Here is a 23,924-nt window from a genome sequence, read left to right as displayed (position 1 = left end):
ACATAAGCATATTTTAATATGTTATTGAACTGTCGCTGTTAATTTAATCTGACCTTCGCTTGAAACCATTTCCATCTTCTGAATACTAAGGCCCATCTGTGCAAGTTGTGTTAAAAAGTTAGCTAAAACTGCATAATTCTGATGTGTTACAACAATTTGTAACTGTTCTCCATTTTGCTGAGAAGTCACAGTTAAACCTTGCTGTTGAGCCACCCTTTGTATTTTTCCAGACTTATCAAGTTCAAGCTCATTTGCGGGTTTCATAGTAACCGCATTACTCTGCATCCACACCATCAAATCTTTTAAATCATTTAAGCGTTTTTGCTGTTGTTCTGCCAAGGAATGCATTTTCCAAAGTGAAGACCCGACAATAGCGACTAGAACAAAAATTGTAGTAAAGACCACCATAACGCGTTCACGGACAGTTAAACGGTCTAGGTATTGAACAACTTGTTCAATCCACTGATCAAAACGACTCTGCAATTGAGCTAACATTTTCATTATTGTATTTTCACCACCCCAATTGCCCCACCACCATTTGCTTGAACATTACCTAGCTCAGCTTTAAATCCTTGCTGATTTAATTGTTGTGTCAAAGCTTGTAAATCATCTGCCGATTTTGCTTTTAATGCCATCGTTAAGATTGAAGCATCATAATTAAGTTGCTGAGCCAAAATCTGTCTTTGCATTAAAATTGGTCCAACACGGCTCAACAAAGAAAGTGCTTGTGTATCACCTTGCTGACTCATTCTTAGATGGCTTTCAAACTGGCCTTTAATATTTTGTTCAGTTACACGACTAGATGGCCCAAACCAATATTTATATTGTTCAATCGTCTGATCAGCAGTTTGATTCGCCACTTTTTTCAATTTGACCCAACGCAATAAATCATAACTAAACTGCACCACAATAATTGCTAAAACAACAGCAGCGCAAGCTTTCCAATAGCCAGAGAAAGTACGCTCCTGACCTTTTGATTTTGGCAAAACATTAAAAGGATGCTGCTTAGTTTTATCTAGAGACTGAAATTGATAAACAAACTCAGAACGTTGCTCTGCACTTGAAGCAGCTTCTAAACTCTCTAGTTGTTCTGCTGCTAAACCACTATATTGATAATGTGTTTCGGCTGGCTGAAATTCTAAAAAAAGCCCCAAATCATCAATTGAATTACCTAACCACTTATTCTCACGCACCAAAAGTTGATGGTTAATATTACACAGAATAACTTGCTCAGTTTGTGGTTCAGGCAAAATCAGAAAATCAGGTAACAAAGCAACAAGTTTGGTTGGCAGTAAAGCCAAGGAATGTTGCCATGTCTCAACCATACCTTGAGCAACACCTAAAACAGTTAACTGATCCGCATAAAAATAGTGGACCACTTTCATGTGATCAATAGGTAAAGTCACAAACTCTTCAAGTAGATATTTAACCCCATCAGCCCCCAGCTGTTTATAGTGGGACTTCGCCATAGATTGCTGAAGCATTTGAGCATGACGACTCGGAAAAAAGACCGTAGCTTCTTTTCCTTGATGTATTTGCAAGTCTTGTATTAATTGATCGAGACTCGCAGCCTGCAACCAGCTTTCTCCGTTAGACCAATGCCATGTTCCATTGGTTTCAGGCATCCATATATACAGCATGTCGGCTAAATAACCTTTTTAATTATATTGTGGGTATAAAACTATTTTTTTGTGTTGATAAACCATTTGCAATCACAGCTTGATCATAAATTCTAGCTTCGGCAAGCGCAAATGGATTGAAATTCTCATGAGTAAGCAACTCTGCAATATGACCTACAACATTCATATGGCAAACCACCACAATCGACTCATAAGGAATTTGAGACAACCACTCAATTGCTTCTTTTGCATCATCATCTGGCTTAATTTTATCGCACAACAACACAGGCACATCTTTAAAATATGTCTGAATATGTGCCAATGTTTCTTGGGCACGCAACAAAGGACTGACTACAAAAATATCAGGTTTTACAATATCTTTTAAAAATGTTGCTGTTTGTTCAGCCTGTGCATGCCCACGCGCAGTAAGTGGACGTTTAATATCATTACCATTTACTGGTGGAGCAGCTTCCCCATGACGAACTAATGTCAGTTGCATAAAATTTCCTTGTTAATAATTCCTGCATTATAACCACAATTTATGACATTTATTCGTCAGACTTCATGATGAGGTAAAACAAACTCGACATCACTACGATGCCCATTTTTCATAAGAGAAAGTGCAATATTTAATGGCGGAGCGCCTTCAAAAATCACCTCATATAAAGCATTGGTAATTGGCATATATACGTCCAGTTCTTGTGCTTTACCACGCACCTGAACAATTGTATTAATCCCTTCAGCAGTTTGACCCAACTCTTTACTAGCTTGATCCAATGTCTTACCAGAACCTAGCGCATATCCGATTTGGTAGTTACGGCTTAATGGACTATTACAAGTCGCAAATAAATCGCCCACACCAGATAAACCTAAGAACGTAAGTGGATTTGCACCCTGCTTTACCGCGAAACGGCTCATTTCAGCCAAAGCACGCGTTAAAATCATACTCTTGGTATTTTCACCAATTTTATATGCTGCACCAATTCCCATTGCAACTGCATAAATATTTTTAAGCGCTCCACCCAATTCAACTCCATGCACATCATCACTACCAAAAACGCGGAATAACGCACTATGAAGCGCATGCTGCACAGCATAACGAACAAGCTCGGAATCACTAGCAATCACTGTACCAGATGGCATGCCCGCCATAATTTCTTTGGCAAGATTTGGACCTGACAATACGCCATATGGAACTTCTGGTAATTCTTCACGAATAATATCGCTCATGAAACTAAACGTTTTAGCTTCAACGCCTTTCGTTAAAGAAACAACCGCTTGCGCAGTAATATAAGGAGCGATTTGTTTTAAGACATCGCGGAAAGAGTGACTAGGAATTGCAACCAAAATAATATCTCGATCACATACAGCTTGTTCCAAATCAGAAACTGCACGTAATGAAGATTCTAAAGTGAAGTCTGGTAAATAACGTTTATTAATATGGGTTTTATTAATTTCTTCTGCTGTTTCGGCATCACGAATCCAGATCATGGTATCGCAGCCATTACGAGCAGCTAAATTCGCCATGGCTGTACCAAAGCTACCGCCCCCTAAAACGGTAATACGTAATGCCGTTTTTTTATCGACCGCAACAGGTTCCACCAAATCTGTAAACTTAAATTCAGCCATGCTTTATTATCCTATTTCTTACTTTTACAGACGTTTAAGCCTGCCAAACTTTTACGAATTCTTTACTTTCAATATCTGCACGAGGCGCAATTGCTTTAGCTGCAGTGCCAACGTAAATAATACCTGAAATTAAATCATGTGGTTGCAGTCCTAAATACTGTTTTAACCAATTTGATTCAACAACAGCTCCACTACGCCACATGGTTGAAAACCCTTGAGCTTGCAAAGATAACAAAAGATTTTGTACTGCCGCACCTGTACTTAAGATTTGCTCAAAATGTGGTACTTTTGGGTGATCTTGTAACTGAGTCAGCGCTAAAATAAGTAGCGGAGCGCGAAAAGGATGTTGCTTAACACGTTCAAGTTGAGCGGGATCAGTTTCACCTAAATCTGCCAAAGCTTTTGTTAGAACCTCACCGAAAGCACCGCGTTGCTCACCTGGAATAACTACAAAACGCGTTGGCTTAAGTCTATGATGATCTGGAGCCGTTAAAGCAGCCTGAAAAGCTAACTCTAGTTGCTCTGAGTTTGGAGCTGGTTCAATTAATTGGCCAATAGACTGACGCTGATGAATATTTTGGTGAATTATTTGTATTGCTGAATCCGTCATTAATATTGATCTAACTCAAAAATTCGAAATAGATTAGCATAATCTACCGTTAATCCACCATTGAATCTAGCTTATAAACCTAGTGAACTTATAGTTTGACATTTTTTAATACAAAACTTCAAAACTCATACAACGTCTTCAAAATCAATTAGAAAACTTATGTTCAAATAGCTATGTCTTTTGGCGATTAACTTAGGTGAATCATGAAAAAAATAATTTTAGCGAGCGCAATGAGCGGCGTTGTTTTATTACTAGGTGCTTGTGCAACCACCCCTAAAAATACTCTAGCAATTCAAAAAGAAAATAATCAGTTTGAAGTGACTGGTATTGGTAAAACCAATTTAATTGCAAAGAATAATGCAGTTACTGCGGCACAAAAAACGTGCTCTAAAAGTACAAGCCCAGTTATTGTAGATGAAAAAACCTCTTATCACGGCGTATTAAAAGATGTGGTCAGTGAAAAGACTGGTCAAATGGTAGAAGCTGCTGCGGGTGTCATTGGTACTTTAACCGGTAAAAATGCGTCTTTGGCTAAAGATGATGACTACCAAACTACCCTTACTTTTTATTGCAAAATTAATTAAGTAAAAAAAATCCCAATCAATTGATTGGGATTTTTTTATTAGCAGTAGCCATCTAATCGGGTAAGCGGTAATTTCTTACCAATTGCTTTTTCAATTTCCGGCAAATAGAAAGCATCATCTTCAGATAAGAAACTAATACTTACACCCTGTGCCCCTGCACGACCTGTACGCCCAATACGATGAACATAATCATCAGATTGTTCAGGTAAAGTAAAGTTGACTACATGAGATACGCCATCTACGTGAATACCACGACCAGCGACATCCGTTGCAATCATGATGTTATGCTTACCTTGCTTGAACTGCTCCAACATTTTCATGCGTTTATCTTGAGCAATCTCACCAGATAGCATCCCTACTTTATATCCATCTTTTTTCAAATGATCGTAAAGACGGCGCACCTGATCACGACGGTTAGCAAAGATCATGACTTTATCAATTGGCTCTTCACGTAAAATATCTTGTAAAAGACGATATTTATCTTGTTTAGCCACAACGTAAACACGTTGTTCGACATCGTTATTGGTCTTTTGTTCAGGCTCAATTTCAACTGTTACAGGTTCAAACAACCACTGTCTTGCCAAATTTAAGACATCGTAACTAAATGTCGCCGAGAACATTAGAGTTTGACGTTGTTCCTTACGCGGTGAATAACGAACGATACGTTTTACCGAAGGAATAAAGCCCATATCTAATAAACGGTCAGCTTCATCAATGACTAAAAATTCAATTTGATCGAGCCAAACTTCTTTTTGTTCTACAAAATCAATTAAACGCCCAGGTGTAGCGACAATAATATCAACAAAATTAGCATCAAGTTGCTTCTTCTGCTTATCAAAATCAACGCCACCCAATAGGGTCACGACATGTAAATTAGAGAATTTTGTGAGGAATTTTGCATCACTTTCAATTTGCAATGCCAACTCACGAGTAGGCGCCAAGATTAAAGCACGAGGCTCACCACGGAAGCGTTGCTCTTGAACCGGATTATTGAGTAAATCATTAATTACACTAATCAGAAAGGCAGCTGTCTTACCTGTTCCTGTCTGTGCTCGCCCAATTGCATCATGCCCGGCTAATGTATATTTTAAAACCTTTTGCTGAATTGGGGTCATTTGAGTAAACCCTAAAGCATCAATCGCCTTTTTAAGTTGCGGATGTAAATTCAAGGTTTCAAAACCAGATGTCATAAATACGCGCTCTAACAAACAATCTCTCGAATGAGAAGATCATTATAAACAAAAACGCCCCAATTCAAAAATTGGAGCGTCCATCATTCATCAAAAAGATGAATTAGTCTTAGTCTAAAGGCTGAACGTTTTCAGCTTGAAAACCTTTTTGACCTTGTACAACGCTAAACTCTACGCGTTGACCGTCACGTAGAGAACGGTGACCGTCACCTACGATTGCACGGAAGTGAACGAATACATCGTCGCCGCCGTTACGTTGAATAAAACCAAAGCCTTTAGTGTCATTAAACCACTTTACTACGCCTTGTTCACGAGCTGTCATAAGTCAATCCTCAGATGATGAAAAAAGGACCTTCCGGTGTTGCAAACAGCAGAGTAAACAAGTATTTAAAATTTTTATAATCTTAAAGCTTGTAATCATTCTGTAAAACTATCAACAATTTCCGGTTACATCCATTTGTTATAGGTTATTAAAACAATTTAACTGTGTGGTAATCCCTAAAACGGTTCGAGCTTAACACGGGTTTATGACAATTAATAGAATTTTTTTCAAATATTTCCCCTATTTTTAGCTCTTTTTTTAAACAGCTTATTACAATAATTTTTATATAATCCTTTACCTTTTAATTTTTATAAAACACCTAGAGTTCACAAAAAAATTTGTTAGAATATTTTTTTTAGTTGTTTTTATAATGAATGAGCACTACCTCTTCTACTGTAACGCCTATTGAAATTAATGCCCTTGGTCAACCATGCCCAATGCCTTTATTAATGTTGAAACGTGAACTTAAGAAAGTATCAGGAAAGCAGCTATTTTTATTGAAATCATCTGACCCTCATAGTGAAATTGATGTAACGCGTTACTGCAATTTACATCATTTTATGTGTCAAACCATGCAAATTTCAGAAAGAGAATTTCACTATTTAATTGAAACTCAATGATTCTTTGTTAAAATCTAAGATGAGTAACTGCATAAAATTTTACATTTTTCTACCCAATTTTCCTTAATTATGAAGGCAATTCAAATTAAGATGAATTTATTGGTTAATCCATCCTATCCTATAAGGAGAACTCATGAGTGACAGCAGCAATCAATTGATGCCCCTGTCATTGTCTGCGCCCGGTGTAAACCTTGGTGCATATATCAGTACTGTCAATCAGATTCCTATTTTAACGGCCGAGCAAGAAAAAGAACTTGCTGAACGTTATTATTATGACCAAGATCTTGATGCCGCAAAAATGCTGGTAATGTCGCATTTACGTTTTGTCGTTCATATTGCGCGCAGCTATGCAGGTTATGGCCTACCACAAGGCGACCTTATTCAAGAAGGTAATTTAGGCTTAATGAAAGCCGTAAAACGTTTCGACCCAAATATGGGCGTACGTCTAGTATCTTTTGCCGTCCACTGGATTAAGGCAGAAATTCATGAATACGTTATTCGTAACTGGCGTATTGTAAAAATTGCAACAACTAAAGCTCAACGTAAGCTTTTCTTCAACTTACGTAGTTTAAAAAAATCGAGTAAAAAATTAACGCTCGAAGAAGCGCAATCTATTGCAAACGACTTGAATGTAACTCCAGAACAAGTTCTGGAAATGGAAGGTCGTTTAACTGCTTATGATGCTGCTTTTGAAGCGCAAGGTGATGATGACGATGATACGCCACATACTGCCCCTGCGTTGTATCTTGAAGATAACCGCTACGACCCGGCTCGTTTAGTTGAAAATGAAGACTGGGAAGAGCAAAGTACATCTGCTTTACATGATGCCATGGACCAGTTAGATGATCGTTCGCGTAATATTTTGCAGCGCCGTTGGTTAGATGATGATAAATCTACCCTACATGAGCTTGCTGCTGAGTATAATGTTTCGGCAGAACGTATTCGTCAGCTTGAAAAAAATGCGATGGAAAAAATTAAAGTCGCTATGTCGGCAAGCTAAAGTAAATGAAAAAAATAAAAGGGCGATAAGCCCTTTTGTTTTATCTGGCTATGTTTAGCCAACCTATTCTATGGTAACGTTGCCTTTCATTATTCAGTTGCGTTTTTTGTTATGTGGATTGCCATTTCAGCCCTTAATCTTGCTTTTGCAGTCATGTTGGGTGCTTTTGGAGCACATGGTCTTAAAGCTCACGCGAGTCCCGAGCAACTTGCTTGGTGGCAGACTGCAACCGACTACTTTTTTTATCATGCTCTAGGCCTATTAGCGCTTGGTATTTTAAGTAAGGTTCTTCCCCATTTCCCAATCAAGTTATCTTTCTTATTTATCCAGATTGGTATTCTATTTTTTTGTGGTTCGCTTTATATCATGGCGCTGGGATTACCAAGAATATTAGGTGCAATTACGCCAATCGGTGGAGCTTTAATGATTGCTGGATGGCTGATCTTGGCTTGGAATGCTTTCAAATACGCAAAATAATCGGAATGTGATCATGCAAATTTATTTAAATGGCGAATTAACGGACACGCCTAGCCAAAACCTGTTGCAACTCATTCAGGAGTTGGCACTTGAAGGAAAACGTTTTGCTGTCGAACACAATCAGCAAATCGTTTCTAAAAGCAAATTAGAGCAAATTACGATTGCTCAACATGACCGTATCGAAATTATTCACGCTGTTGGCGGCGGCTAAGTCGGAGTTATCCATGCAAGACACCCCTCTCATTATTGGTTCACGTTCTTTTCAATCTCGTTTATTGGTAGGAACTGGCAAATATAAAGACTTAAATGAAACGGATTTAGCTATTCAAGCCAGTGGTGCAGAAATTGTAACCGTCGCAATCCGCCGTGTGAATATTGGACAAAATCCAGATCAACCGAATTTACTCTCAGTTATTCCACCAGAAAAATATACTATCTTGCCAAATACCGCAGGTTGTTTTGATGCTGACAGCGCAGTACGTACATGTATGTTAGCGCGTGAGTTACTCGATGGTCATAACCTAGTAAAGCTTGAAGTGTTGGGTGATGAAAAAACCTTATATCCAAATGTAACCGAGACATTAAAAGCGGCTCGTACTTTGATTGATGATGGTTTTGAGATTATGGTCTACACCTCGGATGACCCAATCATTGCGCAAGAACTTGAAAGTATGGGCTGCGTTGCGATTATGCCTTTAGGTAGTCTGATCGGTTCAGGTTTAGGTATTTTAAACCCGCACACCATTTCAATTATTAAAGAAAATGCGAAAGTACCAGTTTTAGTAGATGCAGGTGTTGGTACAGCAAGTGACGCAGCAATTGCTATGGAACTTGGTTGTGACGGCGTACTCATGAATACAGCAATTGCAGCTGCTCAAAACCCTATTTTGATGGCTTCTGCAATGAAAAAAGCTGTTGAAGCTGGACGTGAAGCATTTTTAGCAGGTCGTATGCCACGTAAACGTATGGCAAATGCAAGCTCGCCAGAAACAGGGTATTTCTTTAAATAATTTATTTCTAAGGAATCACTGTTTTTCAGTGATTCCTCTCCCCGTTCATATAACCATCTTTTTTTCTTTTTAAAGCTTATATCTCTTTATTCAATCAACAGATCTAAATTTTATATTTAGCTTAGGCTATTCTAATATTTGCTTTAAATTTTGCTTGGCGTTTAACTCAAAATTCTTTTGGAAATATGCAGTTTGATAAAGTGGCTCAGACTGATAAAAATGCATTAAAACTTCTTTTCGCTTAATTGCATATACTTCTGGATCAACCCAAGCATATTCCTGCTGAATTTGCTGTTCATATTGCATAAAACGTTCAGGTGTTGCTGCCAAAATAGCTAAATCAATATCCAATAAAAATTGCAAATCTGTTTCATCGGTTAATGCATGCTTTTGAGTCGCAAGAATCCAACGCTTTATTTTCTCTAGAGTATCGGATGATAAATCTTGCGCCATCGCTTGTTCAAATAACTCAACACTCTTAAGTTCATTATCTTTAGCTTCTGGATCATAGACCGCATCATGAAACCAAAGAGCCAATGCAACAGAATAAGGATCATTTAACTCAGACCGAATCAATTCATACAAACTCAAACATTCATACAAATGTTGGACGGTATGATAGGCTCGCTGCTTTTCACTATAAGCCGCAATAAGTTCATCATAAATTTTCTGCGGTTCGGAAAAATGATAATGCTGATGCAGCTCAAACCAAAAATGTTTCAGTTTTAATAAATAAAGCTGCATCATCATCTATTAACCACGCTTAGGATTATTGCTCATCACGTTTAAATACCAACTCTTTTGCCGATGAATTATCAGCATCAAAGTAGTAACCCTCGGTATTAAACGCTTTGATGTCCTCAGCTTTATTTAATTGGTTTTCAATAATAAAACGAGCCATTAAACCACGTGCTTTTTTCGCATAGAAACTAATGACTTTATATTTGCCATTTTTCTGGTCAAGAAAAACTGGCTTCACAATTTCAGCCTTAATTTTCTTTTCATTGACAGATTTGTAATATTCATCTGAAGCTAGATTTACCAGCAATTCAGATTTAATTTCTGCTAAGTCTTCATTAATTTGGTTAGTGATGATGTCACCCCAAAACTCATACAAATTATGACCGCGTGTATTCTTTAATTTAGTACCCATCTCTAAACGATACGGCATCATTAAATCTAAAGGACGTAATAAACCATATAGACCAGAGAGCATACGCAAATGCTGGTGTGCAAAATCAATATCTTTATCTTTTAAGTGATAAGCATCTAAACCCGTATAAACATCCCCTTTAAATGCATAGATTGCTTGGCGAGCATTTGAGAAATTAAATTCGGGATTCCAATCTCTAAATCGATCTGCATTTAGTGTGGAAATTTTTTCACTAACACTCATTAAACTCGCAATTTCCGACGCAGAAAGTTTGCGGCAAACATCAATTAATTGTGCGGAGTGTTCTAACAAGCGCGGCTGAGTGAACTCATCTGTAGGTAACGCTGTTTCATAATCTAAAGTTTTTGCAGGAGAAATTAAAGCAAGCATAGACAACCTGAAAAAATTATTATTAATGCCAACTATAACAGTAGATATTTTTTAATGCTAACTCGTGTTTTCAATGACGACTATCGGTAAAATAGCATCACGTATTGTTATTTAGCGGTTCTTATATGTCTGAGCAAACTTTCATCCAGGGTCCAGTAGGTAAAATTGAACTTTTCGTTGACCGCCCTGAAGGTGAAATCAAAGGCTTTGCGGTTGTTTGTCATCCGCACCCATTGCAAGGTGGAACCCCTCAACATAAAGTCCCTGCCCTTTTAACCCAAATCTTTAATGAATATGGTTGCGTTGTTTACCGCCCGAGTTTCCGTGGTTTAGGCGGTAGTGAAGGTGTTCATGATGAAGGCCATGGTGAAACCGAAGACATTTTAGCTGTGATTGAGCATGTTCGTAAGCTTCATGAAGGCTTGCCATTCTATGCAGGCGGTTTTAGCTTCGGCTCACATGTTCTGGCAAAATGTCATGCGCAGCTTAGCCCTGAATTACAACCAGTACAGTTAATTTTGTGCGGCTTACCAACAGCTACTGTAGTAGGTTTACGCCACTATAAAACCCCTGAAATTCAAGGTGATATTCTACTCATTCATGGTGAGCAAGATGATATTACTTTACTTTCAGATGCAATTGCATGGGCAAAACCGCAGAAGCATCCAATTACGATTCTGCCGGGCGCTAACCACTTCTTTACAGGTTATTTAAAACAGCTTCGCCAAATCATTACACGCTTTATTATCATGAAATAAAGTGTATTTGATGGGCATAACTTGAGAGTATGCCCATCATTTTTAAGCCATGTCCTTATTGAAAATTATTCCAACTTACCCCAAAACGGGCTAAATATTTTTTCACTCGGTCGCTATCGTTCTCCATTGTTCTTATAAAATTTTCATAAGTGTCTATAATACCTTTACGCATTTGACTAAAAAATTCCAACAATATGCTTCATTTTACTTTTTTAGGCACTTCTTCAGGTGTACCTACCCTGACACGTAATGTTTCAGGATTAGCAGTTCGTAACAGCAAAAATAAGGACTGGATTTTAATTGATGCTGGCGAAGGGACACAGCATCGTATTCAACAAGCCAGACTTTCTCTACAAAACCTAGTTGCCATTTGTATTACACATGTTCACGGCGACCATTGTTATGGTCTAGTTGGTTTATTAGCAAGTGCAGGCATGAATGCCCGTAGCAAACCCTTAATCGTAATTGCACCGAAAGAAATTCAGCAATGGTTTGAAATCACTGCCCAGCTTACTGACTTACACTTACCTTACTCACTACAATTTATTGATGTAAATGAAGCAATGCAGCCACAACAAATCACTGATGAATTCATTGTTCAAGCACACCCTCTAAGCCATCGTGTTCCAAGTTTTGCTTTTAGCATTTACATCAAATCGATTCAGAAGAAGTTAGATACCCAAGCTCTAACTCAGTTAGGCGTACCTCAAGGCGATATATGGGGCCATTTAAAACGAGGCTACGATGTTAAATTTGACGGAAAAACTTTAAAAGCTCAAGACTTTATCAAAATTCAAAATCAACAAGTTCATGCAATTATAGGTGGTGATAATGACCAACCAGAACTATTAGCTGACGCTTGCAAAGATGCCCAACTCCTTATTCATGAGTCCACATACTTGCAAACGGTTTTAGATAAAGTCGGCAAAGGCCCAATGCATAGCTCAGCAAAAATGGTGGCTGAATTTGCAGAACAGCAATCTTTATGTAATTTAATTCTGACGCACTTTAGCCCCCGACATCAGGATAAAGCTGGGCAGCAAGCTATTACTGAAGAAGTTCGCCAGTTTTATAAAGGTCATTTTTATTTAGCCAATGATTTTGATGAGTTTACTTTAAGTGAAACAGGACAACTTTTAAAAATCACTTAAACAACAAATTTATTGTGAAATCGAGTTAAATCCAGATCATTTTCATGTAAAGGTTAAAATTTAAGAAGCTCATAACTGAGCTTCTTAAACCTAAAAATTACTCTACAAATGCCAAAGCGGTTACCAGTAGCTTCCAGCATTTCTCTACAGTATCAACTTTAACTCGTTCGCCCGGTGCATGTGCACCTTGAATATCCGGTCCAAACGAAACCATCTGTAAATGTGGGTAATGTTCAGCAATAATCCCACATTCTAAGCCTGCATGAATTACTTTTAGATTTGGCTCAATATTAAATGCATTTTGATAAGCTTGTTGTAAGCACTTTAGAGCAGCCGAATCTGGATTTGGTGTCCAACCCGACACTAACGGCGTAAGTGTAGAGCCGATATTAAATTGGCTAAAATGTGCCTGAATTTTTTCGGCAAAATCTTGAGCTTCTTGGTTCACCATTGAACGGACCATTAAGACAGCTTTTCCACCTTCTCGATTTAGTCTCACCACCCCAATGTTATTTGAGGTTTCAACTACATCTGGTAGAACCTGACTCATACTTGCAACCCCATAAGGACTTGTTGCTAAAGCTTGCAACCATTCATTTTGCTGTTGTTGAGCAATCACTTCGGTCACTTTAGCACCAGTGGATTGAATACTTAATCGCAGGTTGTCATCAATACCCTGTAATTGGCTTTTCCATGTCGTTTGATATTCAGCGAGTAATTTTTCTAATTCGGATAATTGGTTAGACGAAATTGCAATGGTTGCTACAGCTTCGCGAGGTAAAGCGTTACGAGCTGTACCACCTATAAACTCAACAAGTCGTCCACCAAGCTTCGCTAAATGCTGATTTAAAAAGCGTGCCAGAATAACGTTGGCATTGCCACGTCCTAAATGAATATCTACGCCAGAGTGACCACCTTTAAGGCCAGCAACCTGAATATTCACAATACTCAAATTTTCAGGGATTGGTTCATAACTAAGCGGCTGCTCTACCTCAACATCAATACTGCCAGCACATCCGAGATACAACTCACCCCACTCTTCTGTATCAATATTAAATAGCCATTTTCCTTTTAGTACACCTGCCTGTAAAAGCCGTGCACCACTCATCCCTGCTTCTTCATCAACTGTTAGAAGAACTTCAATTGGCCCATGAGCAATATCATTTGAGTCTAAAACTGCCAAAGCTAAAGCTACACCAATGCCATTATCAGCACCTAAAGTAGTGTCTTTGGCGACTAACCAGCCATCTTCAAGAACTGGACGAATCGGGTCTTTAAAGAAGTCATGTACCGTGCCAGTATTGGCTTGTGTAACCATATCTAAATGGCCTTGCAGAATAACGCCAGACACATGTTCTTTACCCAGAGTCGCATTCTTACGAATAATCAAATTCCCCACTTCATCTACGTAGGTTTCTAAATTTCGACTTTCGGCCCAGTTTCTTAAAAACTCACGAAGTTGCTGTTCATGCTTCGATGGGCGAGGAATAGTGCAAAGTGTTTGAAAATGCTGCCAAACCACTTGAGGAGATAACGCTGCAATATTAACTTGTGTCATGAAAACCACACTCTAATTATGTAAATATCGTAATAATTTCAATATACACAATGCATTATAGATAGGTAGCGATTTAGGGAAAGATTTTGTATTTTTATATTTAATCTAAAGAGATTGTACGACTTTTCTAAAAAGCCGTACTTCATGAATAACTCTTAACAGCCGTGCGCTTAGTTTTTCCATTCAAATGCTGAAAAGCTATGATCAGCCTTCAAACTATTTTCAACTGCCTGTGCAAGCTGACGAATAATGCTTTGTGTTTCAATCTTTTCAAACCAGTCTTGCTCTTCATCAGGATTGGCAGAGATTTCACACATCAAATGCCCCTCATGGTCTGTTTTCTGACAAGTAATCGACAAGGGTAAAAGATGATTATCTATACTGACTTCTACCTTTTCATGCTCATGCACAATGTGCTGTGCATCAAAGCCATAATGCCCCAATTGTTTAAACAGTAAAGCCGCTACATATTCTTGAGTGATATGGCATTCATTTGGTGGATGATCAAGCACCCCATGTTGTGGGCAACTGGCAATAAATTGTAATTTTTTCATCCTTTGTCCTAACACTTTTATCATTATCTGCGCTTAGCATAAGCAATAAACAAACAGCAGCCAAGCCTTTAGCCCGCTGCTGCCGTTGCTATTGTGTTAGCAATTATAAAATGTGTTAGGTCAAAAGTTATTGGCTAACTTCGATTGTTAAGCCTGCACGATTCGCCAACTCAGTGAAAGTTGGGAAGCTTGTCGCCACAGTTTCAGTACCCTGAATTGTAATCGGACCAGAATTACGAAGGCCTGCCATACTAAAACTCATAGCAATACGGTGGTCATGATGTGATTCAATTTCACCACCAGCAAAGATTGGTGACCAATCGCCAGATTTGCCTTTACCTTCGATAATGATGCCATCATCAGTTGGCGTACAGTCAATACCCATGATTTTTAAGCCATCTGCCATAACCTGAATACGGTCAGATTCTTTCACACGAAGTTCTGCCGCACCAGTTAGTACCGTTTGGCCTTCGGCACATGCTGCTGCAATAAATAAAGCTGGGAATTCATCAATTGCTAAAGGTACTTGGTCTTCTGGCATATGAATGCCTTTAAGCGTGCGTGAACCTTTAATATGAATATCAGCAATAGGTTCGCCACCAGCAATACGTTCATTTTCAACAGTTAGATCAGCACCCATCTGTTTTAAAATTTCGATTACGCCAGTACGTGTTGGGTTAATACCTACAGCTTCCAGAACAACATCAGAACCCTCAGTAATTGCAGCACCCACCATAAAGAAAGCAGCAGATGAAATATCTGATGGTACTTGAATGTCAGTACCTACTAATTTACCGCCACCAACGAGTGAAATTTTATTGCCTTCAGTTTTAACATCATAACCAAATGCACGAAGCATGCGCTCTGTGTGGTCACGAGTAGGTTCAGGTTCAGTTACCGAAGTTTCACCTTCAGCCCACAAACCAGCAAGTAAAATACCCGACTTCACTTGAGCAGATGCCATCGGTAAATCGTATTGAATGCCTTTTAATTGCTGGCTACCTGTAATGCTGACAGGTGGTGTACCTTTCTCACCTGTTGTCTGGATTTGCGCACCCATTAAACGCAATGGCTTAGCAATACGCTCCATTGGACGTTTAGAAAGTGACGCGTCTCCTGTCATCACTGAATCAAATTTTTGTGCAGAAAGCATACCTGAAAGCAAACGCATGCTTGTTCCAGAGTTACCCATATATAAGGCACTCGCTGGTGCTTTTAAGCCATGCATACCCACGCCATGAATGGTCACTTCACCATTTTTAGGGCCTTCAATGCTTACACCCATATCACGGAAAGCTTGTAAAGTTGCTAAAGCATCTTCACCTTCAAGGAAGCCAGTTACATGAGTCGTGCCTTCTGCAATAGCACCAAACATAATGGAGCGATGTGACACAGATTTGTCACCCGGTACGGTAAATTTACCTTTAAAAGCCTTATTTCCCGGTAAGATACTGAATTGCTGTGTCACCTTATTTTTCTCCATTAAAGGTTTTTTGGCTAACATATGATTGAAATGCTGACGTGCTGCCTGAGCATGGCCGAGTAAACCCATTAATGCATGAGAATCTTCGTTTTCAATCAATTTTCTAAGTACGGTAAGTTGTTTCTCGAAGCCATCTACAGCATTTAATATGGCTGTTTTATTGGCAAAGAAAATGTCATGCCACATTTGAGGATCACTGGCAGCAATTCGTGAAAAGTCACGAAAACCACCCGCTGCATAACGGAAAATATCAAGGTTATCTTCACGGTTTGCAAGTTGCTCGACCAGATTAAATGCCATTAAGTGCGGTAAATGACTGGTATGCGCCAAAACCTCATCATGTTTGGCAACATCCATACAAATGACTTCAGCTTTAGCCGCTGACCAAAGTTGAATCAGTTTCTCAACTGCCCATTCTGCACTTGTGGGTAACGGCGTTAAAATAACTTTGTGATTTGCAAATAAATCGACCTTACCTGCATGAACGCCCGTATGCTCACTACCAGCAATAGGATGTCCCGGCACAAAACCTGCTGGTAAATCTTCACCAAATACAGCTTTTGCTGCATCGACGACATTACCTTTTGTACTTCCTACATCAGTTACAATCGTAGTTTCTGTCAAATAAGGTTTAATTAGTTCAAGCACTTTTTGTGTCGCACGTACTGGCAAGGCTAAAACAACTAAATCTGCCCCTTTCACAGCCTCTACAGGATCAGAAAATCCTTCTTGTATTAAGCCAAGTGATTTTGCATCTTCTAAAGTTTTCTGTGAGCGTGTAGAAGCCACAATAGTTGTCGCCAACTTTTCAGCAACAATAACGCGCGCCAAACTCGACCCGATGAGTCCTAAACCAATAAATGCAACTTTTTTAAATAGGGGTTGTGACATAACTTCAACTTTGCTTTTGCTCAAAGTGATTTAAACCTTTGAGCAATTTGTTTTTAAGCATAATGACATGACCATCTTGATGCATGTCATTATTCCAACATGAGTAATTAGAGAACAGCAGCAGGATAAGAACCTAAAATACGAAGCTCTTTTACCATTGGACGAATATCATTAATTGCTGCTGCAACATTTTCTTGATCGATATGGCCTTCTAAATCAATAAAGAATACATATGCCCATTTTTCAGGTAATGCTGGACGAGTCTCAATACTTGTTAAGCTAATATTGTGTTTTGCAAACGGCGCTAAAATTTCTAATAAAGCACCTGCACGGTCATGTGCCGAAATTAATAACGATGTTTTGTCATTGCCACTTTGTGGAATTTTTTCACGGCCAATCACTAAGAAACGAGTGGTATTTTCCGGATTATCTTCAATATTACTATGCAAGATTTCAAGGTTATACATACCTGCTGCAATATCAGATGCAATTGCTGCTGAGTGCCATTCGTTGCGAATACGGCGTGCAGCTTCTGCATTTGAGTTTAAGGCAACACGCTCAACACCCGGATAATGCGCATCTAACCACTGACGGCATTGAGCCAAAGTTTGCTGATGAGCATAAATCTGCTTAATACTGTCTTTACGCGTATTTTCAGAAACAAGGAATTGGTGATGAATACGCAGTTCGACTTCACCGATCACATTTAAATTCGATGTTTTAAAGCAGTCTAAAGTATGATTCACAATACCTTCAGATGAGTTTTCAACTGGGACTACACCATAATGTGCACTACCCGCTTCTACTTCACGGAACACTTCATCAATAGTTGGTAATGGACGAACAACTGCATCTTTACCAAAATGCTTAAGCACAGCAGATTGAGTAAAAGTACCTTCTGGCCCTAAAAATGCAATACTTTGCGGAGCTTCTAAAGCAAGGCAAGCAGACATAATTTCACGGAACAAACGCGCCATGGTGACATCAGATAAAGGCCCCTGATTGCGCTCCATAACTTTACGTAAAACTTGCGCTTCACGCTCAGGACGATAAAACAAAGGATTCTCTTCAGAAGCAAATTTAGCTTTAGCAACAGCTTCAGCAAGGCTTGCGCGGCGATTTAATAATTCTTGAATCTGTTGATCTACGCTATCAATATCTTCGCGAATTTGTTCTAAACTAAGAGAAGTCGTTTTGTTTTGATCATCGTTGATCATTGGAATGCAGCCTCAGCAAAATCATCTTTTAAACGAGAGTATAACAATAGTCGGCTTTGATTTGTTAGGCAATATCGGTGTATTGGCTTTTTTCGTTAATCGCTCTCGAACCTGTCTATAAGATTACTTTATTTGATAATGATTTTCATTTATTATTTTACTTACTCTATTTCTTATCGGTATTTTTAGAACTCTAACTCAGCAATATATGACAAATCTGTATCCGCTCTTCCCATAAGCACTTATGTTTGCTTCATGTCAAAACCTAGAAGGCTATAAATTTTTAATTGATGAATAGAAGCACAAGACTACTGAATAAAAAATTACTCAACTTTTAAAACGATTATTTCGTTGTTCTTAAAGATAGTCCTCTTAATGTTTAGATTGGTTATACTGACCCAATATGTCATAACAACAGTAAAATAGAATGAATAAAATTATTGTTTTAGGCTTATTGAGCCTTATGAGTTTTAGTTTAACGGCTTGTGGCGGTTGCCCCTTAATCGCAGGGTGCAATGGTAGAGATAATTCTCCGTACTATATGACGACTATCAACAATCAAGTTCGTGGTATTCCAATCCCACCCCAAACCAAACTGACCTATCAGTCGCAACATTTCAGACAGAAATTTGAGCAAACACATGCTTTAAAAGAGAAAAATTTATCAGGCATTGCTTTACCAGAAAATACAGCAATCATTTGGGGTGGTATGCCAGTAGACATGTTTATACAGTTTTCTAATCCTGAAATGAAAGGCTTCTCGGTCTATCCAGCACGAGGATTTAATACAGAGTTATCAAATGAGTTTTTACGTTTATGGAAAAGCTGTGAAAGTGATTTAGACATTACCCTAAACAATCCAAATGACTGGTCATTTAATCCTGAAAATATGGAAATAAGGGGTTGTGGCATCAATCAAAAACGAAGTAAATATACCGAAGACTCATTTCGTCAAGATGAAGCCGATGAGTTTTTAAGAAAGATCAACCAGGCCTTACATGAGTTACCCAAACAACAAGACTATCCTGTCATTCATCGAACTAACAAATAGGTAATATAAAAAGCCTACTCAAAGGTAGGCTTTTTTTGAAACTATTTAATTAGGCTTTGCCAATTAATCCACGCGCTACGATTTCTTTCATAATTTCATTTGTACCACCGTAAATACGCTGAATACGAGCATCTACAAAGAAACGTGAAATCGGATATTCAGTCATATAGCCATAACCACCAAAAAGTTGCAGCAAGTTGTCAGCCACTTTCATTTGCATATCTGTACTGAAGCTTTTAAGCGCCGCTGCAGTTTCAACATCAAGTTTACCTTCTTGATATAGAGCAACGTTTCTCTCATAAAAAGCAGCTGTAGCAAGCTCATCAATTTTTGCTTGCGCCAGAACAAAACGCGTATTTTGGAATTGAGAAATAGGTTGCCCAAATGCATGACGTTCTTTTACATAAGCCGTTGCTAAATCAATTGCACCACGAATAGCGCCAATTGCGGTAGATGCAATAGCGGTACGTTCACGTGGTAACTCTTGCATTAAATAAGCAAAACCTTGTCCAGCTTGACCGAGTAACTGGTTTTTAGGAACCTTAACATTGTCAAAAAATAGCTCAGAAGTATCTTGAGAATGCAGACCGATTTTGTCTAGGTTGGTACCTTTCTTAAAGCCTTCCAGATGAGTATCTGCCAATAATAACGACACCCCTTTCGCACGCGCTTGAGGATCAGTTTTTACTGCAAGCACCACAAGGTCAGCATGTTGCCCATTTGAAATAAATGTTTTAGAACCATTTAGCAAATAATGGTCATCTTGCAAAATGGCACTGGTACGCATTGATTGTAAGTCTGAACCAGCACCCGGTTCCGTCATACCAATTGCCCCAACCACTTCACCAGTTACCATTTTCGGCAACCAGTATTGTTTTTGCTCTTCTGTCCCAATATGTAAAATATAAGGTGCAGCAATTTCAGAGTGACAAGAAATAGCCGTTGATAATGCACAAAAACCGGCTCGAGCAGACTCTTCAACTAACATTAATGAATAGTAAGTTGGAACGCCATAACCACCGTATTCTTCTGGAACATCTACACATAAAAAGCCATTTTCGCCCAGTTGATTCCAAACTGAACGCGGCATAATTCCTTCACGTTCCCATTGGTCGTAATGTGGAGCAATATGCTCATTCATAAAACGTTTAAAATTATCACGGAATAATTCTAAATCTGCATCATATGCCAACATAATATTTTCCTTCGGCTTTATTGTTTTATCGAATCTCATTGCTGTGCATGCTAATCATTTTTTTAGTTACTGTCATGGCATAGCTGCTCATTTAAACTGTACTTTTCAGTCAGCCAATAAAAAAGGAAGCTTAGCCTCCTTTTTTATTACGATAAATGATTAGTGAGATGCCTCAGCAATTACACTTTTTTGCTCAAGCATTTTTCTATCTACTTCATCTGGATTATTCAGTGCATCATTTAGTTTATCTTTATCTAATGCACCGACCCATTTCGCAACCACAATCGTTGCTAAAGAGTTACCAACTAAGTTCGTTAAAGCACGTGCTTCTGACATGAAACGGTCAATACCTAAAATCAATGCCAAACCAGCAACTGGAATATGACCTACTGCAGATAAAGTTGCAGCCATAACAATAAAGCCAGAGCCCGTTACACCTGCCGCACCTTTAGATGAAATTAAAAGTACCAAAAGCAAAGTAATTTGATGCTGAATATCAAGCTGTGTATTTGTTGCCTGAGCAATAAAGATTGCAGCCATCGTCAAATAAATAGAAGTACCATCAAGGTTAAATGAATAACCTGTTGGGATGACTAAACCAACCACAGACTTTTCACAACCTGCGATTTCAAGCTTACGTAGCATACGTGGCAAGACCGACTCAGAAGAAGATGTACCGAGTACAATTAAGAGTTCTTCACGAATCAAACGCACCATCTTAAGAATACTAAATCCACTTAAACGGCTGATCGTTCCTAATACCAAGAAAATAAATAATAAACAGGTAATGTAGAAACAGAGGATGAGCTGACCTAGCTGCACCAGTGAACCCACACCATATTTACCAATGGTAAACGCCATTGCCCCGAACGCACCTAGTGGAGCAAGCTTCATGATCATATTTACAATGTTAAAGAACACATGTGCAATTTGATCAATTAACTTTAATACCGGACGTCCTGCATCACCTAACTTATGCAGTGCAAAGCCAAATAGAATTGCAAAAAGAAGGACCTGTAAGATTTCACCATTTGCAAATGCACCCACCACTGTATCTGGGATGATATGCATTAAGAAATCAACGGTAGATTGTGACTCACCAGAAGTGACGTATTTTTGGATACCTGAAGTGTCCAGAGTCGCAGGATCAATATTCATTCCTACGCCTGGCTTTGCAATATTAATCACCACAAGGCCAATCAGAAGTGCGATTGTTGAAACGATCTCGAAGTATAACAACGCAACACCGCCAGTTTTACCAACTGACTTCATACTTTCCATACCAGCAATACCACTGACCACTGTACAGAAAATAACAGGTGCGATGATCATTTTAATCAAACGAATAAAAGCATCACCTAATGGCTTGAGTTGCTCACCTAAACCTGGAATATGATGTTCGACACCATTAACAATTTGCGTTGTACTTGGAGAGAAATGCCCTACCAAAACACCCGCAATAATCGCAATAATCACCTGAAAATAAAGTGATTTATAAATCGGTTTTTTAGCCATAACTTTACTTCAATCTATATTTCCAAGTCCGTTGGAAATATCAAAATGAAACGTCTATTCTTTACGAATACACAGCCCTAACCTTTCACATGAACACCGCAAAAGGGAAACGGTTTTTTAATAACAAAAAACCTTCCTACTACCTCAACGAAAACAAAAAAGCTGTTTTCTAAAACAGGAGAATACCTGAAGTTTCCAACCACTTTGAGTAGCCAGAAATAACCTCTTACTTTTTCAATAAAAAGCTGAAGATATAGGAGAATCACAGAAAATTATGATATGAGTGCTCAAAAAAGCACATGAAAGTTTACTCGAATTAAATCATGATTCGGTTAAAATTTTGGCTAATACGCACAAAAAATACTCATGCAGCCTTAAGACTTTAGTATGAGAAACACTTTTGATATTTTTTCAGCAGATTTTTATGTCATATTGATAAGTCCTTGTAGACATTTCATTTTGAGCTGCCTACCCCCTTATTTTTACTGTTTTGAATTGCCATGAATACTAAACGTAATATCTATAAAGATGCTGAACATCCCTTTGCACAATATGTCCGTATTTTAGGTAAGGGGAAAACCGGATCTCGATCACTGAATTATGAAGAAGCTTATCAAGCTTTTACCATGATTTTAAAAGGCGAAGTTCTTGATGTTCAGTTGGGTGCTTTTTTAATGCTTCTACGTGTTAAGGAAGAGTCTATTGATGAGCTTGCGGGCTTTGTACAAGCCACCAAAGACCAACTTAATTTTCAACCTTTAGACGTTGACCTAGACTGGTCATCTTATGCAGGCAAGCGTAAACATTACCCTTGGTTTTTATTGGCTGCCCTGACACTTGCTCATCACGGTTATAAAATCGTCATGCACGGCGCTTCTGGACATACGATTAACCGAGTCTATACCGAACAAGTTTTGGAATATTTAGATTATAAAATTTGCCATTCTGAACAAGAAGTCCGCACACAATTGGCTGAACAGAATTTTGCTTATTTACCTTTAGAAGTAATTTCACCTGTTTTAAGTGATTTAATTTCTTTAAGAAATGTCATGGGTTTACGCTCTCCTATTCATACTCTAGCCCGTCTGATTAATCCATTTAATGCGAAAGCCACCTTACAAGCGATATTCCATCCAGCATATAGAACCTCTCATCAGCATAGTGCGCTTCGCTTAGGCTATCAAAATAGTGCAGTCATTAAAGGTGAAGGCGGTGAATTTGAGCGAAACCCCGATGCTAAAACACTGATTTGCGGTATTAAAAATGGTGAACTCTATGAACATGAGTTACCAAAGCTTACGCCTGAACGTAGCCCAATTGAAGAAGAGTTAGATTTAGCGACGTTTAAAGCTGTCTGGCTTGGTCAGCAGCATCATGAATATGGTGAAATGGCAGTAACAGAAACCATGGGTATTGCGTTATATACCATGGGGGTAGTCAATAGCTATGATGATGCAATGGATAAAGCCAAAGCGTTGTGGAATAGTCGTTTCTAAAATACGAATGGCCAAGATTATATAGGATAGTCTTGGCTTTAAGGCTCAACATAATAAAAATCTGGCCAAAATGGATATTCCTGACCTGAAGAATGAATATTTTTTAGTTTCAAATGATCGCCTATTTTGATTGTAATCTTCTTAGAATCGTAGGGACCCGAAAGATAAGCATCTCGTTGTTGACCAATAAGTTTCTTACAATATAAATGATGCGTTTTGATCTTTTGGGAGCTATGTATTGTTTGCGACTCCAGCACCTGAATCCCAATCAATAACATGGGATAACCGTCATTTTTTATACTTGTATATTTAGCTTGAGGTGAAGTGTATTTCTGACTCGCAACAACCTTCACGTTGAGTAAACACTCAATAGGTTGTTTGGCCAATGCAGCACCACTAAACAATATGAGAAATAATAGTACGTAAACAGGTTTTAAATGTTTCATATGAT

General features: G+C 38.5%; 26 protein-coding genes. 10 read left to right on the top strand and 16 right to left on the bottom strand.

The features are described 5' to 3' along the window. Positions 1 to 21 precede the first annotated feature (21 nt). The 5 genes from gspM to AC1PJ9_RS11125 are packed head-to-tail and all read right to left on the bottom strand — an operon-like array spanning position 22 to position 3,858. The gene (gene gspM, locus AC1PJ9_RS11145) at positions 22 to 501 is read right to left on the bottom strand and encodes a type II secretion system protein GspM (RefSeq protein ID WP_311086910.1); all 480 of its coding nucleotides are present in this window, start codon (positions 499 to 501) and stop codon (positions 22 to 24) included. Further along, positions 501 to 1,640 (bottom strand): type II secretion system protein GspL, encoded by a 1,140-nt coding sequence (gene gspL, locus AC1PJ9_RS11140; RefSeq protein WP_311086909.1) that lies wholly within the window; start codon positions 1,638 to 1,640, stop codon positions 501 to 503. Before gspL ends, gspM begins: the two co-directional genes overlap by 1 nt. Positions 1,641 to 1,662: 22 nt before the next feature. Next, on the bottom strand, positions 1,663 to 2,118 hold the full coding sequence (locus tag AC1PJ9_RS11135; protein ID WP_001177595.1) for a SixA phosphatase family protein: 456 nt from the start codon (positions 2,116 to 2,118) through the stop codon (positions 1,663 to 1,665). Positions 2,119 to 2,174: 56 nt separating this feature from the next. Then, positions 2,175 to 3,248, bottom strand: coding sequence for an NAD(P)H-dependent glycerol-3-phosphate dehydrogenase (locus tag AC1PJ9_RS11130; protein ID WP_002049214.1), 1,074 nt, complete (start codon positions 3,246 to 3,248; stop codon positions 2,175 to 2,177). A 34-nt stretch (positions 3,249 to 3,282) separates the two neighbouring features. Further along, positions 3,283 to 3,858, bottom strand: coding sequence for a nitroreductase family protein (locus AC1PJ9_RS11125; RefSeq protein WP_042077027.1), 576 nt, complete (start codon positions 3,856 to 3,858; stop codon positions 3,283 to 3,285). 203 nt (positions 3,859 to 4,061) lie between these two features. Between AC1PJ9_RS11125 and AC1PJ9_RS11120 the strand changes: the two genes are divergently transcribed. Then, positions 4,062 to 4,442 (top strand): putative periplasmic lipoprotein, encoded by a 381-nt coding sequence (locus tag AC1PJ9_RS11120; protein WP_042077025.1) that lies wholly within the window; start codon positions 4,062 to 4,064, stop codon positions 4,440 to 4,442. A 38-nt stretch (positions 4,443 to 4,480) separates the two neighbouring features. On the opposite strand, the gene rhlB is transcribed toward AC1PJ9_RS11120, so the two are convergent. After that, a complete protein-coding gene (rhlB, locus tag AC1PJ9_RS11115) occupies positions 4,481 to 5,632 on the bottom strand; it encodes an ATP-dependent RNA helicase RhlB (RefSeq protein WP_042077024.1) in 1,152 nt (383 codons plus the stop codon). Positions 5,633 to 5,741: 109 nt separating this feature from the next. After that, positions 5,742 to 5,954, bottom strand: a complete 213-nt coding sequence (locus AC1PJ9_RS11110) for a cold-shock protein (RefSeq protein ID WP_000126912.1) — start codon at positions 5,952 to 5,954, stop codon at positions 5,742 to 5,744. A 374-nt stretch (positions 5,955 to 6,328) separates the two neighbouring features. Between AC1PJ9_RS11110 and AC1PJ9_RS11105 the strand changes: the two genes are divergently transcribed. The 5 genes from AC1PJ9_RS11105 to AC1PJ9_RS11085 all read left to right on the top strand — a co-directional run bounded on the left by AC1PJ9_RS11105 (position 6,329) and on the right by AC1PJ9_RS11085 (position 9,061). Beyond that, on the top strand, positions 6,329 to 6,574 hold the full coding sequence (locus AC1PJ9_RS11105) for a sulfurtransferase TusA family protein (RefSeq protein ID WP_042077021.1): 246 nt from the start codon (positions 6,329 to 6,331) through the stop codon (positions 6,572 to 6,574). Between the two features lie 133 nt (positions 6,575 to 6,707). Further along, a complete protein-coding gene (gene rpoH / locus AC1PJ9_RS11100) occupies positions 6,708 to 7,574 on the top strand; it encodes an RNA polymerase sigma factor RpoH (protein ID WP_002049311.1) in 867 nt (288 codons plus the stop codon). Positions 7,575 to 7,685: 111 nt separating this feature from the next. Beyond that, positions 7,686 to 8,051, top strand: coding sequence for a DUF423 domain-containing protein (locus tag AC1PJ9_RS11095; RefSeq protein ID WP_114154511.1), 366 nt, complete (start codon positions 7,686 to 7,688; stop codon positions 8,049 to 8,051). Positions 8,052 to 8,064: 13 nt separating this feature from the next. Next, positions 8,065 to 8,262 (top strand): sulfur carrier protein ThiS, encoded by a 198-nt coding sequence (gene thiS, locus AC1PJ9_RS11090; RefSeq protein WP_004700562.1) that lies wholly within the window; start codon positions 8,065 to 8,067, stop codon positions 8,260 to 8,262. A 13-nt stretch (positions 8,263 to 8,275) separates the two neighbouring features. Beyond that, a complete protein-coding gene (locus AC1PJ9_RS11085; protein ID WP_001154366.1) occupies positions 8,276 to 9,061 on the top strand; it encodes a thiazole synthase in 786 nt (261 codons plus the stop codon). A 126-nt stretch (positions 9,062 to 9,187) separates the two neighbouring features. Here AC1PJ9_RS11085 and AC1PJ9_RS11080 read toward each other — a convergent pair whose 3' ends face one another. Both AC1PJ9_RS11080 and yaaA read right to left on the bottom strand, forming a co-directional pair. Next, positions 9,188 to 9,811, bottom strand: a complete 624-nt coding sequence (locus AC1PJ9_RS11080; protein WP_263614153.1) for an HD domain-containing protein — start codon at positions 9,809 to 9,811, stop codon at positions 9,188 to 9,190. Positions 9,812 to 9,830: 19 nt separating this feature from the next. Beyond that, positions 9,831 to 10,604, bottom strand: coding sequence for a peroxide stress protein YaaA (gene yaaA, locus AC1PJ9_RS11075; protein WP_311086908.1), 774 nt, complete (start codon positions 10,602 to 10,604; stop codon positions 9,831 to 9,833). A gap of 125 nt (positions 10,605 to 10,729) precedes the next feature. Here yaaA and AC1PJ9_RS11070 point away from each other — a divergent pair, with 125 nt between their 5' ends. Both AC1PJ9_RS11070 and AC1PJ9_RS11065 read left to right on the top strand, forming a co-directional pair. Then, positions 10,730 to 11,362 (top strand): alpha/beta hydrolase, encoded by a 633-nt coding sequence (locus AC1PJ9_RS11070; protein WP_263614155.1) that lies wholly within the window; start codon positions 10,730 to 10,732, stop codon positions 11,360 to 11,362. A 194-nt stretch (positions 11,363 to 11,556) separates the two neighbouring features. Then, positions 11,557 to 12,513: a ribonuclease Z gene (locus AC1PJ9_RS11065; protein WP_311086907.1), complete on the top strand. Its 957-nt coding sequence runs from the start codon at positions 11,557 to 11,559 to the stop codon at positions 12,511 to 12,513. Positions 12,514 to 12,610: 97 nt separating this feature from the next. Here AC1PJ9_RS11065 and AC1PJ9_RS11060 read toward each other — a convergent pair whose 3' ends face one another. The 4 genes from AC1PJ9_RS11060 to pheA all read right to left on the bottom strand — a co-directional run bounded on the left by AC1PJ9_RS11060 (position 12,611) and on the right by pheA (position 18,216). Then, entirely contained in the window at positions 12,611 to 14,071 is a 1,461-nt protein-coding gene (locus tag AC1PJ9_RS11060; protein ID WP_311086906.1) for an aminoacyl-histidine dipeptidase, read from the bottom strand. 170 nt (positions 14,072 to 14,241) lie between these two features. Further along, complete coding sequence (locus AC1PJ9_RS11055) at positions 14,242 to 14,625, bottom strand: hypothetical protein (protein ID WP_005068294.1); 384 nt, start codon at positions 14,623 to 14,625, stop codon at positions 14,242 to 14,244. Between the two features lie 127 nt (positions 14,626 to 14,752). Then, a complete protein-coding gene (locus AC1PJ9_RS11050) occupies positions 14,753 to 16,999 on the bottom strand; it encodes a bifunctional prephenate dehydrogenase/3-phosphoshikimate 1-carboxyvinyltransferase (RefSeq protein WP_311086905.1) in 2,247 nt (748 codons plus the stop codon). A 107-nt stretch (positions 17,000 to 17,106) separates the two neighbouring features. Then, positions 17,107 to 18,216 carry a prephenate dehydratase gene (pheA, locus tag AC1PJ9_RS11045; protein ID WP_002049199.1) on the bottom strand — a complete coding sequence of 370 codons (1,110 nt, stop codon included), beginning with the start codon at positions 18,214 to 18,216 and terminating at the stop codon, positions 17,107 to 17,109. A 427-nt stretch (positions 18,217 to 18,643) separates the two neighbouring features. Here pheA and AC1PJ9_RS11040 point away from each other — a divergent pair, with 427 nt between their 5' ends. Then, positions 18,644 to 19,267: a hypothetical protein gene (locus AC1PJ9_RS11040; protein ID WP_311086904.1), complete on the top strand. Its 624-nt coding sequence runs from the start codon at positions 18,644 to 18,646 to the stop codon at positions 19,265 to 19,267. A 49-nt stretch (positions 19,268 to 19,316) separates the two neighbouring features. On the opposite strand, the gene AC1PJ9_RS11035 is transcribed toward AC1PJ9_RS11040, so the two are convergent. Next, the gene (locus AC1PJ9_RS11035) at positions 19,317 to 20,462 is read right to left on the bottom strand and encodes an acyl-CoA dehydrogenase family protein (protein WP_017386519.1); all 1,146 of its coding nucleotides are present in this window, start codon (positions 20,460 to 20,462) and stop codon (positions 19,317 to 19,319) included. 159 nt (positions 20,463 to 20,621) lie between these two features. Further along, on the bottom strand, positions 20,622 to 21,977 hold the full coding sequence (locus AC1PJ9_RS11030; protein ID WP_002049312.1) for a dicarboxylate/amino acid:cation symporter: 1,356 nt from the start codon (positions 21,975 to 21,977) through the stop codon (positions 20,622 to 20,624). A gap of 500 nt (positions 21,978 to 22,477) precedes the next feature. Between AC1PJ9_RS11030 and AC1PJ9_RS11025 the strand changes: the two genes are divergently transcribed. Next, positions 22,478 to 23,473, top strand: a complete 996-nt coding sequence (locus AC1PJ9_RS11025) for a glycosyl transferase family protein (protein WP_311069307.1) — start codon at positions 22,478 to 22,480, stop codon at positions 23,471 to 23,473. Between the two features lie 38 nt (positions 23,474 to 23,511). On the opposite strand, the gene AC1PJ9_RS11020 is transcribed toward AC1PJ9_RS11025, so the two are convergent. Continuing rightward, complete coding sequence (locus AC1PJ9_RS11020) at positions 23,512 to 23,919, bottom strand: hypothetical protein (protein WP_311086903.1); 408 nt, start codon at positions 23,917 to 23,919, stop codon at positions 23,512 to 23,514. Between the last annotated feature and the right edge of the window lie 5 nt (positions 23,920 to 23,924).

This window comes from Acinetobacter sp. 70_2 (assembly GCF_056736115.1).
This window is presented reverse-complemented; position numbering and strand designations above follow the sequence as displayed.